The following is a 16,718-nucleotide window of genomic DNA, read 5'->3' as shown; positions in this document are numbered from 1 at the left end:
AGCCTTTGACGCGTTAAGGTTCCAACCCTTAGACTTTAGGTCTGAAATCTTACGGGGTAAAGCCAGGGCCCACCGGTCCGGCTTCGGAGTCTTCCCAGAGGGGTGCCAAGTGAAGGAGTGGGGCGGCCGACTGCGTCGCGTCCAGATCGGCAACGCGCTCAGCGCGTTCGGCAGCGGCTTCACCATGCCGTACATGTTCGTGTACGTGGACCAGGTGCGGGGCCTCGGCACCGCCGCGGCCGGCGCGGTGTTCACCGTGTTCGCGCTGGCCGCGCTCGCCGTGCTGCCGTTCACCGGCCGCGGCATCGACCGGTACGGGCCGAGGCCGGTGCTGCTGGCCGGTGCGGCGATGGCCGCCACCGGGGCGTTCGCGTTCGGGCAGGCGCAGTCCACACCGGCCCTGCTGGTCTCCTCCTTCCTGTTCGGCGCGGGCGTCACCACCTGCCAGCCCGCGCTCGCCACGATGATCGTCCGCTGCACCGGCCGGACCGAGCGCTCGCGCGCCTTCGCCCTGCAGTTCACCCTGGTCAACCTGGGCATGGGCATCGGCGCGCTGGTCGGCGGGCAGATCGTCGACGTCGCGGACCCGGCCAGCCTGACCCGGCTGTTCACCATCGAGGCGCTCACCTTCCTCGGCCTGGCCGCCGTCACCGGCACCGCACGGATACCCGCCGCGGTGGTCGAGGCCGGCGGGCCCGGGGCGTCCGGCAAGGGCGGCGGCCTGCGCGCGCTGGTCGCCGACAAGGCGATGCTGCGGCTGTGCCTGCTCGCCGGGCTGATCTTCTTCACCTGCTACGGGCAGTTCGAGTCCGGCGTCGCGGCCTTCGCCACCGACACCGTCGGCACCGCGCCGTCCACCCTCGGCATCGCGATCGGCGCCAACGCGCTGACCATCGTGCTGCTGCAGATGTTCGTCGTCCGGATCACCGAGCGCCGCCGCCGCACCACCGCGATGGCCGCCGCCGGCGTGGTCTGGCTGGCCGCCTGGGCGATGGCCCTGCTGGCCGGGCTGATCCGCTCCGAGGCCGCCGCCGCGACCGTGGCCGTCGTCGCGATCTACGCCCTGTTCGGCGTCGGCGAGTCGCTGCTCGCCCCGACCATGGGCCCGATCGTCGCCGACCTGGCCCCCGCGCGCCTGCTCGGCACCTACAACTCCGGCTACGCGCTGGTGAAGCAGATCGCCGTCGCGGTCGGCCCCGCGGTCGGCGTCCTGCTGGTCGGCTCCGGCACCTGGCCGCTGTACCTCGCCGCGATGGCGCTGTGCACGCTGCTGATCGTCGCCCTGGCGATGCGCCTGCGTGGCCACCTGACGCCCGCTCAGGACAACGTGCGGGTGCTGTCCGTTCCGCAGCGCGAGATGGCCGAGCTGCGCACGGCGGCCTGAGGCACACCGCCGTGCGAAGGGCCCGCCCGATCGGGCGGGCCCTTCGGCGTTCGCGGGGTCAGCGGGCGATGGGCATCAGCAGGGAGAAGGTGTCCTCCCGGGTGGGGAAGCGGATGGCGAGCGGGGCGATCGGGCCGCCGAGTTCGAGGACGAGCTGGTCGGCCCGGCCGACGGCCTCCAGGAGGAAGTCCCGGTTGACGTGGACCAGCAGGTCGGCGGGGGAGGCGACGCCGGGGAGGGCGTCGGCGCCGGTCGCGGTGAGCGTGGTGACCGGGTGGTCGGCGTCGTCGGCCGAGCGGGTGCCGGTGGAGCCTCCGGCAGCGGCTTCGGCGGCGGCGAGCTGGGCGTGCAGCTGGTCGGCGGTCAGGGTGAGGCGGTGGGTGGGCTCCAGGCGCAGCAGGCGGCGGTAGTCCGGGAAGTCGTGGTCGAGGCGCTCGCCGGTCAGTTCGCGGCCGGCCGCTCGGATGGTGAACTGCCGCTCGGTGACCAGGAGTTCGGCGTCCTCGGCGTCGTTCAGCAGGGCGCGGGCGGCGTCCGTCAGGGCGGTCGGCAGCAGCGCGCCGACGGCCGGGCCGTCGAGGGTGGCCGGGCACTCGGCGACCGCGAGCCGGTAGCGGTCGGTGGCGACCAGGCGGACGGTGTCGCCCTCGGCGTCGAGGTAGATGCCGGCGACGGCGGGCAGCGCGGTGTCCGCGGGAGCGGCGAAGCGTACGGCGTCCAGGGCGGCGGCGAGCTTGGCCGCCGGGACGGTCAGCAGGGTCTGGGGCATGGGGGACTCCCTCGAGTCGAGCAGGTCGCGGACCGCGGAGAGCTCCCGGCGGGCATCGGCGAGGCCGTCCTCCAGCCGCCGCAGGTGCGCGTCCAGCTCGGCCCGGGCCTCCTCCCGACTCCCGTGCAGGACCCGGGCGAGGCCGGCCAGCGGCAGGCCGACCCGGCGCAGCCGGCCCAGCAGGCGGGCCTGCGGCAGCTGCTCCGGCGCGTACCAGCGGTAGCCGGTCACCGGATCGGTGCGGGCCGGGACGAACACGCCCGCGCCGTCGTAGAACCGCAGCGCGCTCACGCCCAGCCCACTGGCCCGGGCCGTCTCGCCGATGCTGTGCATGGTGCTCTCCACGTCCCTGACCCTGGCCCCTCGACCTGGTCGAGGGTCAAACGGTAGCGGCGGGCAGGGACACGGGCAGTTCCCCGGACCCCCGGCGGTGCGCCGATAGGATGCGGATATATCGGACATTCCGTCAATTCGTGGGTGGCGAGGGTATTGGCGCAGGCGGTCGTCGATCGGGTGGTGGCGGGGCGGGCCGCGCAGGTGGTCGGGGCGCGGGACCGCTGGCGGTGGTGGGGGCCCGTCGGGGTGGCGGTGTTCGCGGCGGTGCTGCGGCTGTGGGACCTGCCGTACCCGAACGCGTTCGTGTTCGACGAGACGTACTACCCGAAGGACGCCTGGTCGCTGTGGGAGCAGGGGTACGAGTCGGTCTGGCCGGACAACGCCAACCAGCTGATCCTGGGCGTGCCGCAGATCATCCCGCTCAGCCAGGCGCCGGCGTTCGTGGCGCACCCGCCGCTGGGCAAGTGGGTGATCGGGATCGGCGAGCAGCTCTGGGGACTGCACCCGTTCGGCTGGCGGATCGTGGTCGCGGTGCTGGGCGGCCTGAGCGTGCTGATGCTGGCGCGGATCGGACGGCGGCTGCTGCGCTCGACGCTGCTGGGGTGCGTGGCTGCGCTGCTGCTGAGCGTCGACGGCCTGCAGTTCGTGATGAGCCGGGTCGGGCTGCTGGACGGGGTGTCGGCGTTCTTCGTGCTGGCCGCGTTCGGATGCCTGCTGATCGACCGGGACCACGCCCGCGCGGTGCTGCGGGCCGCCCGCGCGGAGGGTGGAGCGGCGGCCGACCAGGTACGGCTGGGCCTGCGGCCGTGGCGGCTGTCGGCGGGCGTGCTGCTGGGGGCGGCCTGCGCGGTGAAGTGGAACGGGTTGCAGATCCTCGCGGTGTTCACGGTGCTGACCCTGCTGTGGGACCGGGCGGGGCGGCGCGCCGCCGGGGCGTACCGCTCGTGGCGGTCGACGCTGCGCCGTGACCTGTGGCCCGCCGCGCTGTCCATGGTGGGCAGCGCCCTGGTGGTCTACGCCGCCTCGTGGAGCGGCTGGCTCGCGACCGGCGGCGGCTACGACCGGCACTGGGCGGACGGCCGGGCCGGGCTGTCCCCGCCGCGCACCCCCGTGGTGGACGTCCCGCTGCCGCAGGTGTCGATGAGCTGGGTGCCCGCGCCGCTGCGCAGCCTGTGGCACTTCCACGCGCAGATGTACGACTTCAACACCGGCCTGTCGTCCCCGCACACCTACCAGTCCAACCCGTGGAGCTGGCTCGTCCAGGGCCGGCCGGTCTCGATGTACTGGGAGCAGGTGCCGGACGGGCAGCGCGGCTGCACCTCCAGGGAGGGGTGCGCGAGCCAGATCCTGGCGCTGGGCACGCCGCTGCTGTGGTGGGCGTCCTGCTTCGCGCTGGCGTACGTGCTGTACCGGTGGTTCTTCCGCCGCGACTGGCGGTCGGGTGCGGTGCTCGCCGCGGTGGCCGGGATCTACCTGCCCTGGTTCCAGTACCAGCAGCGGACCATCTTCTCCTTCTACATGGTGCTGTTGGTGCCGTTCCTGTGTCTGGCGGTCACCCAGATGCTGGGGGCGATGCTCGGACCGGACGGCTGCCCGCCGCGCCGCCGGGCCTGGGGGGCCGCGGGGGCGGGACTGATCGTGCTGGCCATCGTCGGCTGTTTCGCGTTCTTCTATCCCCTGTACACGGCGGAGGTGATCCCGATGTCCGAGTGGCGTGCCCGGATGTGGTTCACCAGCTGGATCTGACGGACCGTGAGGGGGTACGCGGTGAGTGGTGGCGGACAACTGCTGCCGGTGACGCCGGCGCTCGGGGTGGCCTGTGCGGTGCTGCTGGCGGCGGCCGCGCTGGTGGCCGGACGCGGCGGGCTGGGCCACGGGCGGGCGGTGCTGCGGGCCGGGGTGCGGGCGGCGGTGCAGCTCGCGGTGGTCGCGCTGGTGATCGCCTGCGTGGTGCGCTCGCTGTGGACGTCGGTGCTGTTCGTGCTGCTGATGTTCGCGGTGGCGGTGCGCACCGCCGGACGGCGGGTGCTGGAGGGCAGCCCCGGCGCGGGCCGCTGGGAGTGGGCGTGGGCGGCGGCGCCGATCGCCGCCGGGGTGGCGCCGGTGCTGCTCCTGCTGGCGGCCACCGGGCTGCTGCCGCCGCACGGGCTGAGCGTGATCCCGGTCGCGGGCATCCTGATCGGCGGGGCGCTCACCGCGACCTCGCTGGCCGGGCGCCGGGCCCTGGACGAACTGCGGGTCCGGCGCGGCGAGGTGGAGGCCGCGCTGGCGCTGGGCTTCGAGGACCGCGACGCCCGGCTGGAGATCTGCCGCACCGCCGCCGCCACCTCACTGGTCCCGGCCCTCGACCAGACCCGCACCGTGGGCCTGGTCACGCTGCCCGGGGCGTTCGTCGGCATGCTGCTCGGCGGGGCCACGCCGGTGCAGGCCGGGGCGGTGCAACTGTTCGTGCTGGTCGCGCTGCTGGCGGTGGAGGCGGTGGCGGTCACCGTGGTGCTGGAACTGGTCGGACGGGGACGGCTGGGCGGGTGACCGGGGCGGACGGGCCGTCCGGTAGGCTGGGCGTCGTTGAAGGGGAGTAGCCCTCCACCGGACCGTCGACATACTGGCCCGTCCCCCGCGGACGTGCCCGGCGCCCGGGGCACCTCACGGGGTGTCGGCGAGACCTTCGGCCGCAGTGCTGTGACCATGAACCAGTGCTGTCGGGCCGAGGCGTCCCCTGCAGAGGTGGCTCACGGCCAGGCGGCCCGAGACCGAGAGACCTTCGCCCCCGATGAACAGCCTGACCATCGCCGCGCTGACGTTCGGCATCATCTTCCTCGCCGAACTACCCGACAAGACCGCCCTGGCCAGCCTCGTCCTCGGCACCAAGTACCGGGCCTCCTACGTGTTCGTCGGCATCGCCGCGGCCTTCGCCCTGCAGGTCGCCCTCGCCCTGGTGGCCGGCAGCCTGCTCGCGCAGCTGCCGCAGCGCTGGGTGGAGGGCGTCACCGGCGTGCTCTTCCTGGTCGGCGCGGCGATGCTGCTCTGGCACAAGGACGAGGAGGACGACGGCCACGAGGGCAAGGAGCCCGCCGACAACACCTTCCGCAAGGTGGCGGGCACCAGCTTCGTCATCGTCGCGGTCGCCGAGTTCGGCGACCTCACCCAGATCATGACCGCCAACCTGGCCGCCAAGTACGCCGATCCGCTGGCGGTCGGCCTCGGCGCGTGGCTGGCGCTGTGCGCGGTCGGCGGCGTCGCCATCGTCGGCGGGCAGAAGCTGCTGCAGCACGTGCCGATGAAGGTGATCGTGCGGGTCGCCGCGCTGGCGATGGCCTGCCTGGCCGCGTTCAGCCTGTTCAAGGCGATCACCGGCTGACGGGTGCCGTACGGCGAAGGCCGGTCGGGAACTCCCGGCCGGCCTTCCGCATGCGTGCGCGGGTGACGGACCGTCAGCAGTCCGGGTTGGCGGCCGCGGCCTCCAGGGCGATGCGGGTGTTCGGGCCGTACACGTTGTCCTCGCCCTTGATCTTGTGCGAGCGCTGGAACCTGGCCAGCGTGCTCTCGGTCCAGTAGCCGAAGTTCGGCTCGGAGTCGAGCGGGCCGATGTTGTTGCAGTACGCCGCCATCAGCAGGCGCTGCATCTTGACCACCTCGGGGCCGCTGTCGCCGCGCTTCAGGACGGCCGGCGGGGCCGAGCTGCTCGGTGCGGCCGAGGACGGTGCGGCCGAGGACGGCGGCGCGGCGCTGGTCTGCGCCGGCGGGGCGGCCGCCTTGGTGGTCGCCTGGGTGGGGCGGGCCGAGGTGCGCGACGGGGAGGCCGACGACGCCGACGGGGAGGCGGCGCTCTCGCTGGACGGCGCCTGGGAGGGCGAGGGGTCCGCGGGCGAGGTCGGCGCGGGCCCGGTCGGGGCGGGCAGCGCGTTGTCGACCGGCGCGGGGGAGGACGACAGCAGCATCGCCAGGCTGGCGCCGAGCGCGGCCAGGCCGACCGCGCCGCCGGCGATCACCAGGCGTCTGCGGTCGGCGCTCTGCTGGCGCAACTCGCGGCGCTCGGAACGGCTGAGCGCCGCGGTGGCGCTCTCGTCCCGGAAGGTGAACATGCCGAGGTCCTCGCCGCGTTGCGCGGACCACTCCTCGGCCCCGTCGAGCGTGATCAGCTGGGTCGCCTCGGCGGCGCCCGGCGGCTGCACCTCGAGCGGCGGCGGGCCGGCCTGCGGCGACACCTGGGCCGGGAACTGCGGCGGGACCTGGGGCGAGAACTGCGGAGGGAGCTGAGTCGGCGTCACCCGGCCGAGAGCCAGCTGGGTCGGCGCCTCGGGCGGCGGGGTCGGCACGAACCGGCCCGAGACCGGCGGCAGCAGCTGGGTCTCCGCGGCGGCCGGCGCCGACTGCGCGGGCGGCGGGCCGAATGGCGAGGCGGCCTGCGGCACGGCCGGCGGCTGCGCCGGCGGGGGCGGCGGAGCCATCGGCCGGGGCGGGACCTGCTGGACGGGCGGGGCCGGTGCCTGTGGCGCGGGCGAGTTGACGAGCGGTTGCACCGGCGGGCGCGAGGGCGCCTGCGGCGCGGCGACGATCGGCTGGACCGGCGGGGCGGTGATCGGGTGCACCGCAGGGGCGATCCGGGTCGCGAACGGGTCGACGGACGAGTCCGCGGCCTCCACCACCGGCGTGACGGCCACGTACGGGCGGACCAGCGGCGGGCCGCCGTCCAGCGGGGGCAGGAGCGCGGTCTGCTCGGTGGCGGAGGGCGCGCCGCACGCGCAGCGGCCGGCCGTCCGTGCCGTGCCGCAGCGGGGGCAGCGCTCTGCCGGCATGGGCCGGTCCTCCTCGGGTCGGAATCGAACGGGGTGATTATGCAGGAGCAATCCTTGGGGCAACAGGGATGCCCGGGTCGGCGCGGGGCTGTTGTCCGATTTGATGGGCAATTGGACGGTATGAACGGTGGGTGAATGCTCAGTTGACGGTGCGGGGGACGGCCCACGCACCGGGCGGGGCGTGCGCTAGGGCCTGTCTTCACACTGCCGTCGCAGCCCCGCGTCGTCTGGTGCGTGCTCTCGGCGTGCCGCGCGGAAGCCCTCGTACTGGGTGTACTTGGGCTTTCGCCCGGTGCGGCGAGAGTGCGTGCCAGGCGGCGTGGGGCAGACGGGAGTGTGAAGACAGGCCCTAGAGCGGCGCGGTCCCGGTGCGGTGATGGTGGGGGCTGATGCCGCGGACGCGTTTGAAGGCGGCGCTGAGGGCGAAGCCGCTGCCGTAGCCGACCCGGCGGGCGACGGCGTCGAGGGTGGCGTCGGGTTCGGTGAGGAGGTCGGCGGCGTGGGCGAGGCGCCAGTCGGTGAGGTAGGACATCGGGGGTTCGCCGACCAGGTCGGTGAAGCGGCGGGCCAGTGCGGCCCGGGAGACGCCGACCTCGGCGGCGAGTCCGTGGACCGTCCAGGCGCGGGCGGGGTCGGCGTGCAGCAGGGAGAGCGCGGGGCCGACCACCGGGTCGCCGTGGGCCCGGTACCAGACGGGTGCGTGGGCGGCGTCGCGGGCGAAGTGGCCGCGCAGGGCGGAGATCAGCAGCAGGTCGAGCAGCCGGTCCAGGACCACCTCCTGCCCGGGCCGGTCGTGGCCGATCTCGGCCTCCAGCAGCGGGACCAGCGGCGAGTCCCACTCCGCGGCGGGCAGCCGCAGCACCTGCGGGAGGGCGCGCAGCAGCCGTCCGCTGACCTCGCCGTGCAGCTGGTAGGTGCCGCTGATCAGCACCGTCGAGGCGTCCGGCGCGCTGCCCCAGGTGCGCACGCCCTGGTCGAGCGTCTCGCACATGCCCTCGCCGTCCGGCGTGGTGGAGACCTGCCCGGGGTGCACCACCACCAGCGGCGCGGTGTCCGGACGGTCGGCGACGGTGTACGGCTCGGGGCCGCGGACGATCGCCAGGTCGCCGGTGCGCAGCGGGACGGGCGGCGTGTCGTCCGGGACGATCCAGCCGTCGCCGCGGACCATGGTGAGCAGGGTGAGCGGCGCGCGGTCCGCGATCCGCACCGACCACGGCGGATCGAACACCGACCGCAGCAGGAACGCCCCCTGGGCGCGCGGGCCGGTGAGCAGTGCGGCGAGGGCGTCCATGGCGGTCAGCGTACGGCCGTCGACTTCCGGTCCGCAGCCCGGTTCCGGGCTGACGGTCCGTCCGATCTGGACGCTCGCGCATGGCAACGAGCGCCTCGGCCATGGCTCGTGACGGCCGGCGCGAGTTGACTGGGTGTCATGGAGATGCGAACGGGGGCACGGGGCATAGCGGTTCTTCGAACGGTGGCGCTGGTCGGGGCGGTGCTCACGACCGGACTGAGCGCGGGACTCTTCTACTCCTACGCCTGCTCGGTGATGCCGGGTCTGGCGAAGGTCGAGGACCGGGCGTTCGTCGACACCATGCAGCGGATCAACGTGGCCATCCTGAACGGGTGGTTCATGCTGACCTTCCTCGGCGCGCTGGTGCTGATCGTGCTCGCCGGGATCCTGCAGTGGCGCGGCGGCGACCGGACGGCGCTGCCGTGGATCGGCGCGGCGGCGGTGCTGTACCTGGTGATGCTGGTGATCACCGGGACGGTGAACGTCCCGCTCAACGACAAGTTGGCAGCGGCCGGCGCACCCGACCGGCTGGCCGACCCGGCGGCGGTGCGGGCGGCGTTCGAGGACGTGTGGGTGCGTTGGAACGTGGTCCGGGCGGTCGCCTCGACGGCCGCGTTCGGGTGCCTGACGTGGGCGCTGGTGGTGGCCGGGCGCAGCTCGGCCGTCTGACCGGCACCGCAGGACGGGAGCAGTGCGGCGGGCGTGAGGTGTAGCAGACTGCTACCGGAGCAGTGACCGAGTGTCCGACGACGAGAGGCGGCCCCCCGATGGCCAGCGTGGTGAAGATCAACGTGCTGACGGTTCCGGCGGAGATGCGCGAGACGCTGGAGCAGCGTTTCGCCTCTCGCGCCGGGGCGGTGGAGAACTCCGACGGCTTCGAGTGGTTCGAGCTGCTGCGACCGGTCGAGGGCACCGACCAGTACCTGGTGTACACCCGCTGGGCCAGCGAGGACGCGTTCCAGGCCTGGATGTCCGGCCCGATGCAGTCCGCGCACCGGCCCGCGCCCGAGGGCGGCGAGGCGCCGAAGCGTCCGGCGGCCAGCGACTCCACGCTGTGGTCCTTCGAGGTGGTCCAGTCGACCGGCCCGAAGCAGGGCTGACGGTCCGTCCGCGGACGAGGCCGCCGGCTCCGCGGCGGCCTCAGCGCGGGGTGAAGGCGGCGCGGCGGGTGGCCCGGCGCAGGGTGCGCAGCAGCGGCCCGCCGACGGTCAGGCAGAGCACGGCGGTCAGCGCGGCCCGCGGCAGGTCCCAACCCAGCGAGGTGGTCAGGCAGTACACCGCGAACCGGGCCAGGTTGGCGCCCAGCGGATCGCCCGGCACGAAGGAGATCGCGGTGCTCAACCCGCCGATGTACGGCCAGCCCTGCAGGTTCATCACGGTGCCGTAGCCGACCGCGGACAGCGCCCCGTAGCCCGCCAGCAGCAACTGCTCGCGGCGGCCGCGCAGCCGGGCCGCGCCGGGGAGCAGGCCCGCGCCCAGGCACACCCACCCCATCGCCAGCATCTGGAACGGCAGCCACGGGCCCACCCCGCCGGTCAGCAGACCCGAGGCGAACATCGACAGCGCGCCCAGCACGAACCCGAAGCCCGGGCCGAGGGCCCGCCCCGCGAGCACCATCAGGAAGAACATCGGCTCCAGCCCGGCGGTGCCCGCACCGAGCGGACGCAGCGCCGCACCCGCCGCCGCGAGCACCCCGAGCATCGCCACCGCCTTGGCGTCCAGCCCCGGCGCGCCGGTCGCCGCCCGGCCCTCGGACAGCTGCGCCACGGCGACCGCCAGCAGCAGCGGCAGCAGCAGGGCGAACAGCCACGGCGCGTCCGCGGAGTGCCCGACCAGGTCGGACCCGCGGGCCGCGAGCAGCGGCCAGCCGAACGCGGCCACGCCCACCGCGGAGACCAGCGCCAGCGTGAGCAGCGAGCTGCGGCCGAGCGGGACCGGGCGGGCGAGGGCGGACGGCGGGAGCGCGGGCGTCCCGGGGAGCCGGCGGTTCATCGGGGCGGCTCCAGGGCGGCGGCGACCTCGGCGACGGTCAGGTACGGCGGGAGGATCTTGGCGGTCTGCGGGGCGAAGGTCGGCGAGGCCAGCACCACCTCGGCGGTCGGGCCGTCCGCGACGATCTCGCCCTCGGCCAACACGGCCGTACGGTCGGCGAGTTCGGCGGCCAGTTCGACGTCGTGGGTGGCCAGCAGGACGGCGTGGCCCTCGGTGGCGAGCGCGCGCAGCGTGGTCACCAGCCGGGCCTTGGCCGCGTAGTCCAGACCGCGGGTCGGCTCGTCCAGCAGCAGCACCGGCGGACGGGCCGTCAGCACCACGGCCAGCGCGAGGGTGAGCCGCTGGCCCTCGGACAGGTCGCGCGGGTGGGTGCCGTCCGCGATGCCCGGCAGCAGGCCGGCGAGCAGCGCCCGGCAGGTGCCCGGCTCGGCGCCGGCGTCCGCGTCGGCGGCGGCGCACTCCTCGGCGACGCTCTCCGCGTACAACAGGTCGCGCGGGTCCTGCGGCACCAGGCCGACGGTGCGGATCAGCTCGCGGGGGCGGGACTTGTGCGGCGTCAGCCCGGCGATCCGGACGGTGCCGGAGGTGGGGGCGTGCAGCCCGACCAGGGCGCCCAGCAGGGTGGACTTGCCCGCCCCGTTGCGGCCCATCAACGCGGTGATCTCGCCGGGGAACAGGGCGAGTTCGACCCCGCGAAGCGCTGCCACGGGGCCCCGGGAGACCACCAGCCGGGCGGCCAGGGCGACGGGTTCGCCTGCGGCGGGCGGGGGTGGGGTCTTTGGGAGGGGCCTGCGGCGGCGTAGGAGTGACGGCTTGTCGGGTGCGGCGGCGACGGGTTCGCCTGCGGCGGGCGGGGGTGGGGTCTTTGGGAGGGGCTTGCGGCGGCGTAGGAGTGACGGCTTGTCGGGTGCGGCGGGCGGGAGTTGGCCGGTGGGTGTGCCTGCGGCGGCGGGGCGGGAGGGCGTCGAGGGTGTGTCGGGGCGGAGGCGGTGGTGGAGGGTGGGGGCTTGGCGGCGGGCGTCGCGGATGGTGAGGGGGAGCGGGGACCAGCCGGCCAGGCGGCCGAGGTCGACGACCGGGGGGCGGACGGGGGAGCGGGCCATGAGGGTGGCGGGGTCGCCGAGGACCGGGGGCTCGCCGGGGCCGGGGATCAGCAGCACCTGGTCGGCGTACTGGATGACGCGTTCCAGGCGGTGCTCGGAGAGCAGCACCGTGGTGCCGAGGTCGTGCACCAGCCGCTGCAGCACGGCCAGCACCTCCTCCGCCGCGCCCGGGTCGAGCGCCGAGGTCGGCTCGTCCAGCACCAGCACCTTGGGGTGGACGGTCAGCACCGAGCCGATCGCCACCCGCTGGCGCTGCCCGCCGGAGAGGGTGGAGAGCGCCCGGCCGCGCAGGTCGGCCAGGCCCAGCAGGTCGAGGGTCTCCTCCACCCGGCGCCGCATCACCGCCGGGGCCAGGCCCAACGACTCCATGCCGTAGGCGAGTTCCTCCTCCACCGTGTCGGTGACGAAGTGTCCGGCCGGGTCCTGCCCGACCGTGCCGACCAGGTCGGCGAGGTCGCGCGGCCGGTGGTCGCGGGTGTCCCGGCCGCCGACGGTGACCCGTCCGGTGAGGGTGCCGCCGGTGAAGTGCGGGACCAGCCCGCAGACCGTGCCCAGCAGCGTCGACTTGCCGGCGCCGGACGGGCCGACCAGTAGGCAGAGTTCGCCCTCCGGCACGGTCAGGTCGACGCCGCGCAGGGCGGGTTCGGCCGCGTCGGCGTAGTGGACACTGACCTGTTCGAAGGTGATCACCGGGTGCTCCGGGGCGGCTCGGGGGTGACGAAGGCGGGCAGCAGGCCGAGCAGCACCGCCGCGGCGGGCAGCAGCGGCAGGCGGGGCGCGGTCGGCGGGACGACGGACGGGGTGAGCGCCTCCGGGTAGCGGCTCGCGTAGCCGATCAGCGCCGCCGCGACCAGGACCCCCGAGGCGGCGGTCAGCCATTCCGGCAGTGCCCACGGGTCCGGCCGGTAGCGGGTCCTGACGGACCGCCGGCCGCCGAGCGCCAGTCCGGCCGCGCTCGCGCCCGCTCCGGCCAGCAGCACCGGCAGCGCCCACGGATGGCTGCCCTGGGAGAGCAGCCCGAACGTCCCGCAGCCCACCCCGAGCAGCCCCAGCAGGGTCAGCGCCCCGCCGGTGCGCAGCACCGCGCGCGGGACGTCCGCGGTGCGGCCGAAGCCGCGGGTGTCCATCGCCGCGGCCAGGGCCACCGAACGCTCCAACGCCCCCTCCAGCACCGGCAGTCCGACCGACAGCACCGCCCGCACCCCGCGGTCGGAGCGGCCGCGCAGCCGGCGCGCCGCGCGCAGCCGCCGCACGTCGGCGACCAGGTTCGGCGCGAAGGTCATCGCCACCACCGCGGCCACCCCCGCCTCGTACAGCGCGCCCGGCAGCGAGCGCAGCAGCCGGGACGGCGAGGCCAGCGCGTTCGCCGCCCCGACGCAGGCCAGCAGCACCGCCAGCCGCAGGCCCTCGTACAGCGCGAACAGCACCCCCTCGAGGGTCACCGCACCGCCCAGCCGCACCCCCTGTGCCCAGTCGGGGAGCGGGAGTTGAGGAAGCGTCAGGAGGACGTGGGTGCCGCCGACCGGGGAGCCCAGCACGATCGCGAACACCACCCGGGCGGCCAGCACCGCCAGCCCCAGCCGCAGGAACGCGCCGTACGAACGGGACCACGGCGCGTCGCTGCGGCGCGCCGCCACCACGAAGCCCGCGACCGCCAGGATCAGCAGCAGGAGCAGCGGCTCGGTGGTCCGGGACGCCGCCGCGGCCAGGCCCAGCGACCACAGCCACCAGGCACCGGGGTGCAGCGAGCGCACCAGCGAACGGCTGTGCACCGCGCGGGAGTTGTCGCGCGCGGCGGCTGGCGTGGGGCGGCCGGCCACGGTCAGCCGGTACGCCGGCGGCGGGCCTGCCAGACCGCGCCCGCGCCGAGCAGCAGGACGGCGGCGCCACCGGCGATCAGGCCGAGCGACGGGCCGCCGTCGCCGTCCTTGCCGCTCGCGGCGGAGCTCCCGGACACCTGCTCGCCGCACCCCGCGTGCGGGAAGCCCGCGATGGCGCACAGCAGGCCGTTGGAGTCGTAGCGCAGCGGCGGGGCGACGGCCGCCAGCACCTCCGCGGAGCTCGCCGCCGACGGCACCGAGGCGCAGGCGCTGCGCGGCGCGGCCGGCTGCTCCCCGTTCGGGGCGTCGGCGGCGGTGCCGAAGTCCAGCACCACGGCGACCCGCTTGTGCCCGCCGCTCGGCGCGGTGGCCGCGCAGATCGCGGCGAAGTCCGCGGCCGGGCCGGGCTTCGGCGTGTCCTGCCCGCCGTCCGGGCTCAGCACGAACCGCCAGCCGTCCACGCTCCCGTCCGCCGGCACGTTCGCGGTCGGCCCGAGCTGCTGGTACGCCCAGCCGTCCGGGCTCCCCTTCCAGAACGACCAGTACCGGTACCCGGCGGCGTGCGCGGGGGCGGCGGCGAGGCCGAGGACGAGGGAGAGAAGGAGGAGAACGAGAGCGAGGGGGAGGGGCCGGCCGGTCACGGCGCGAGCCCGCCCGCGGTGGCCGGCGACGGCGGGTGCCTGGCCGGGCCGGGGCCGGGAGCCGCCGCGCTGCACCGGCGGCTGCGCGGTGGAGCCGGTGGCAGGGCCGAGGGGGCGGAGCTGACGGGTGGTCATCGCTTCGGCCCGGCTTCCCCGGCGGAGCCGGTCATCGGTTCTGCTCCGGCTCGCCCTCGGCCGGGGCGTCCTCGGCGGGGGTGGCGCTCTCGGTCTCCGCGGCCGGCGTCGCCTCGGCGTTCGCGGCGGCGGCGTTGCGGCGGCGGTTGAGGCTGAGCAGGAGCCCGGCACCGATGCCGACCAGGAGGCCGACGCCGATCAGCCAGCCGGCCGAGAAGCCGGAGTTCTCGTCGGGCTCGGTGATCGCGGAGCCGGGGGCGCGGGTGGCCTGCGGGTCGCCCGCGGCGGGTGCCGACTTCGGCTTGGGGCCGGAGTCGACGAGCAGCTGGACCAGGTTGGCGCCGCCGAAGTTGTACGGGTCGAGCTTGGCGGCGCGGGCGGTGAGCACCAGGGTCGCGGCGGCGGCCGGGTCGGTGCCGTTCTTGCCCTGCGCGGCCCAGGCGTAGCCGTTGCCGGCCAGCCAGTCGGCGGCGCTGGCGGCCTCCGTGGCGTGGCCGGCCTGGACCAGGCCGAGCACCGCCCAGGCGGTGGAGTTGAAGTCCGGTCCGGCGGCCGCGCCGGGGGTGTCCAGCAGCAGGCGCTGGCCGCCGGCGGCGAGCTTGGCGGTCAGGTACGCGGAGTCGGCCTCGGCGGAGTCGGCGGGCGCCACGGTCGCGGCGCCCTGCCCGGCGTCACAGGCGAGCGGCTTGGGCGCGGCGGCCTTGCGGTCGGTGGTGGCGACCGGCAGGTGCCCGCCGGCGGCGGCCAGCAGGGCCTGCGCGGAGGCCAGCGTGTTGGCGGTGAGCGGGCTGCCCGGCACCGGCTGGTAGGCGAACGCGCCGCGCTGGTCGCCGGGGGCGGTGCAGCCGAGCTGGAAGCCGGCCAGGCCGTCCAGTGCGGAGTGGCCGGAGGCGGTCACCGAGGCCGGGTCGGTGCCCGCGGCGAGCAGCGAAGTGACGGCCAGCGCCGTGGAGTTGGCGTCACCGGGGGTGCCCGGGTTGTACGCCCAGGTGCCGTCCGGGTTCTGGTTGGCCTTGAACCAGGCGACGCCGCGGGCGACCTGGTCCTGGTGGCCGCCGAGCGCGGCGAGCGCCTGCACGGCCAGCGCGGTCGCGTTGGAGTCCTCGGTGGCGGGCGTGCAGGCGGCCGCGGCGTCGGCGCGGTAGGACGGCCAGCCGCCGTCCGCGCACTGCTGGCCGAGCAGCCAGTCGACGGCGGCGTCCGCGGGCACCACCTGCTCCTGGTGCAGGGCGAGCAGCGCCAGCGACTGCCGCCACACCCCGTCGTAGGTGGCGTCGCCCTTGCCGTACAGCCCGGCCGGCACGCCCGCGGGCGCAGCGGTGGTGGCGGTGGTGGTAGCAGCGGGGGCGGAAGGCGACGGCGAGGCGGTGTCGGCGAGCGCCGGGACGGCGGCGGCACCGGTGAGCAGGGCGCCGGTCAGTGCGGCGGCGCCCAGGCGGGCTGCGGTCAGCATGGTGAGGTGGGGTGCCTTTCGATGAGCGGTCGCAGCCGCCCGTGCACGCACACACGGGCCGCCCGTAGACCACGACGGAGGGGCCGCTCGCCTCCGGCCGGGCGGTCCGACTCGCCGCCCGCGCGGGGCGGCTCACGGTTGCGGGTCAGTGCCGGAGTCACACCGGTCTTTCCCCGGGCCGGGAGGCGGATGAAGTTGTCGGCGCGGCCGCGGGGACGCGGCCACGGCCCAAGACTCTATCCGGCGGTCCGCGCGCCGGTGGCCGCGGGAGGTGGAACCGGTTCCAGTTCCTCCGCTTCGCCGGACGGGTCGAGCAGGCGCGCCGCGGTGTGCAGGTCGGCCCGGACCTCGGCCAGCGAGGCCCGGCCGGACAGCCAGGCCAGCAGGGTCGCGTGCCAGGTGTGGCCGATCACCCGCAGCGCCGCCTGCTGCGCCGCGCCGGGCGGGCCGGGCAGCCGGGCCGCCTCCAGCACGATCGCCGAGGTGACCTGCGCGACCTCGTCCACCTCGCTGCCCACCGACCGGTCCGCGAAGGACAGCGCCCGCACCATCGCCTCGGCCAGCCGCGGTTCGCGCTGCAGCGCGTGGAAGGCGGTGGTGAGCGCCTCGGCGACCCGGCCGGCCGGGTCCGCGCCGCCCGGCGGACGCCGCCTCACCTGCTCGTGCAGCTGCTCCAGCTGCTCGCGCATCACCGCCACCAGCAGGTGCACCTTGGACGGGAAGTAGCGGTACAGCGTGCCCAGTGCGACCTGTGCGCTCTCCGCCACCTCGCGCATCTGCACGGCCTCGTAGCCGCCCCGGGCGGCCAGCGCGGTGGCGGCCCGCAGGATGCCCCGGCGGCGCTCTGCCTGGCGCGGCGTCAGCACCCCGTCGGCGGCGGCGGTCGAGGTCACGGCTACTCCCGGAGCGAGGTTCGGTACGGGCCACAGCGTGGCGTGAATCACCTGCCCGGGCTCCTGACGGGAAGCTACGGCCCGGTAATCTTCGAGGACTCT

The 16,718-nt window shown here is 75.6% G+C and carries 15 protein-coding genes; 6 read left to right on the top strand and 9 right to left on the bottom strand.

Going from position 1 to position 16,718, the window contains the following annotated elements; genetic code table 11:
* Positions 1 to 109: 109 nt before the first annotated feature.
* Complete coding sequence (locus ACWD4U_RS08905) at positions 110 to 1,384, top strand: MFS transporter (protein WP_363458434.1); 1,275 nt, start codon at positions 110 to 112, stop codon at positions 1,382 to 1,384.
* Positions 1,385 to 1,442: 58 nt separating this feature from the next.
* Here ACWD4U_RS08905 and ACWD4U_RS08900 read toward each other — a convergent pair whose 3' ends face one another.
* A complete protein-coding gene (locus ACWD4U_RS08900) occupies positions 1,443 to 2,498 on the bottom strand; it encodes a DNA polymerase III subunit beta family protein (protein WP_363458432.1) in 1,056 nt (351 codons plus the stop codon).
* A 132-nt stretch (positions 2,499 to 2,630) separates the two neighbouring features.
* Here ACWD4U_RS08900 and ACWD4U_RS08895 point away from each other — a divergent pair, with 132 nt between their 5' ends.
* From ACWD4U_RS08895 to ACWD4U_RS08885, 3 genes are all read left to right on the top strand, one after another.
* Complete coding sequence (locus tag ACWD4U_RS08895; RefSeq protein WP_449787146.1) at positions 2,631 to 4,235, top strand: dolichyl-phosphate-mannose--protein mannosyltransferase; 1,605 nt, start codon at positions 2,631 to 2,633, stop codon at positions 4,233 to 4,235.
* 21 nt (positions 4,236 to 4,256) lie between these two features.
* Positions 4,257 to 5,021: an ABC transporter permease gene (locus ACWD4U_RS08890; RefSeq protein WP_363458431.1), complete on the top strand. Its 765-nt coding sequence runs from the start codon at positions 4,257 to 4,259 to the stop codon at positions 5,019 to 5,021.
* A 241-nt stretch (positions 5,022 to 5,262) separates the two neighbouring features.
* Positions 5,263 to 5,850 (top strand): TMEM165/GDT1 family protein, encoded by a 588-nt coding sequence (locus ACWD4U_RS08885; protein ID WP_363458429.1) that lies wholly within the window; start codon positions 5,263 to 5,265, stop codon positions 5,848 to 5,850.
* 73 nt (positions 5,851 to 5,923) lie between these two features.
* Here ACWD4U_RS08885 and ACWD4U_RS08880 read toward each other — a convergent pair whose 3' ends face one another.
* Both ACWD4U_RS08880 and ACWD4U_RS08875 read right to left on the bottom strand, forming a co-directional pair.
* A complete protein-coding gene (locus tag ACWD4U_RS08880; RefSeq protein WP_363458427.1) occupies positions 5,924 to 7,288 on the bottom strand; it encodes a peptidoglycan-binding domain-containing protein in 1,365 nt (454 codons plus the stop codon).
* Positions 7,289 to 7,637: 349 nt separating this feature from the next.
* Positions 7,638 to 8,579 (bottom strand): AraC family transcriptional regulator, encoded by a 942-nt coding sequence (locus ACWD4U_RS08875; protein ID WP_363458425.1) that lies wholly within the window; start codon positions 8,577 to 8,579, stop codon positions 7,638 to 7,640.
* Positions 8,580 to 8,717: 138 nt separating this feature from the next.
* Between ACWD4U_RS08875 and ACWD4U_RS08870 the strand changes: the two genes are divergently transcribed.
* Together ACWD4U_RS08870 and ACWD4U_RS08865 are read left to right on the top strand one after the other, a co-directional pair.
* Positions 8,718 to 9,248 carry an anthrone oxygenase family protein gene (locus tag ACWD4U_RS08870; RefSeq protein WP_363458423.1) on the top strand — a complete coding sequence of 177 codons (531 nt, stop codon included), beginning with the start codon at positions 8,718 to 8,720 and terminating at the stop codon, positions 9,246 to 9,248.
* A 98-nt stretch (positions 9,249 to 9,346) separates the two neighbouring features.
* Positions 9,347 to 9,679, top strand: a complete 333-nt coding sequence (locus tag ACWD4U_RS08865) for an antibiotic biosynthesis monooxygenase family protein (RefSeq protein ID WP_363458422.1) — start codon at positions 9,347 to 9,349, stop codon at positions 9,677 to 9,679.
* 40 nt (positions 9,680 to 9,719) lie between these two features.
* Here the strand turns inward: ACWD4U_RS08865 and ACWD4U_RS08860 are convergent, their stop codons facing one another.
* The 6 genes from ACWD4U_RS08860 to ACWD4U_RS08835 form a co-directional block, all read right to left on the bottom strand.
* A complete protein-coding gene (locus ACWD4U_RS08860) occupies positions 9,720 to 10,571 on the bottom strand; it encodes an ECF transporter S component (protein ID WP_363458420.1) in 852 nt (283 codons plus the stop codon).
* Positions 10,568 to 12,364, bottom strand: a complete 1,797-nt coding sequence (locus ACWD4U_RS08855; RefSeq protein ID WP_363458418.1) for an ABC transporter ATP-binding protein — start codon at positions 12,362 to 12,364, stop codon at positions 10,568 to 10,570. The genes ACWD4U_RS08860 and ACWD4U_RS08855 overlap by 4 nt, the downstream gene beginning before the upstream one ends.
* Positions 12,361 to 13,446, bottom strand: coding sequence for a CbiQ family ECF transporter T component (locus tag ACWD4U_RS08850; protein WP_363458500.1), 1,086 nt, complete (start codon positions 13,444 to 13,446; stop codon positions 12,361 to 12,363). Before ACWD4U_RS08850 ends, ACWD4U_RS08855 begins: the two co-directional genes overlap by 4 nt.
* Positions 13,447 to 13,496: 50 nt before the next feature.
* Positions 13,497 to 14,270 (bottom strand): SCO2322 family protein, encoded by a 774-nt coding sequence (locus ACWD4U_RS08845; RefSeq protein WP_363458416.1) that lies wholly within the window; start codon positions 14,268 to 14,270, stop codon positions 13,497 to 13,499.
* Between the two features lie 31 nt (positions 14,271 to 14,301).
* Entirely contained in the window at positions 14,302 to 15,723 is a 1,422-nt protein-coding gene (locus ACWD4U_RS08840) for a hypothetical protein (RefSeq protein ID WP_363458414.1), read from the bottom strand.
* A 236-nt stretch (positions 15,724 to 15,959) separates the two neighbouring features.
* Positions 15,960 to 16,616: a TetR family transcriptional regulator gene (locus tag ACWD4U_RS08835; RefSeq protein ID WP_363458412.1), complete on the bottom strand. Its 657-nt coding sequence runs from the start codon at positions 16,614 to 16,616 to the stop codon at positions 15,960 to 15,962.
* Between the last annotated feature and the right edge of the window lie 102 nt (positions 16,617 to 16,718).

The sequence above is a fragment of the Kitasatospora sp. NPDC002522 genome, assembly GCF_053595195.1.
This window is presented reverse-complemented; position numbering and strand designations above follow the sequence as displayed.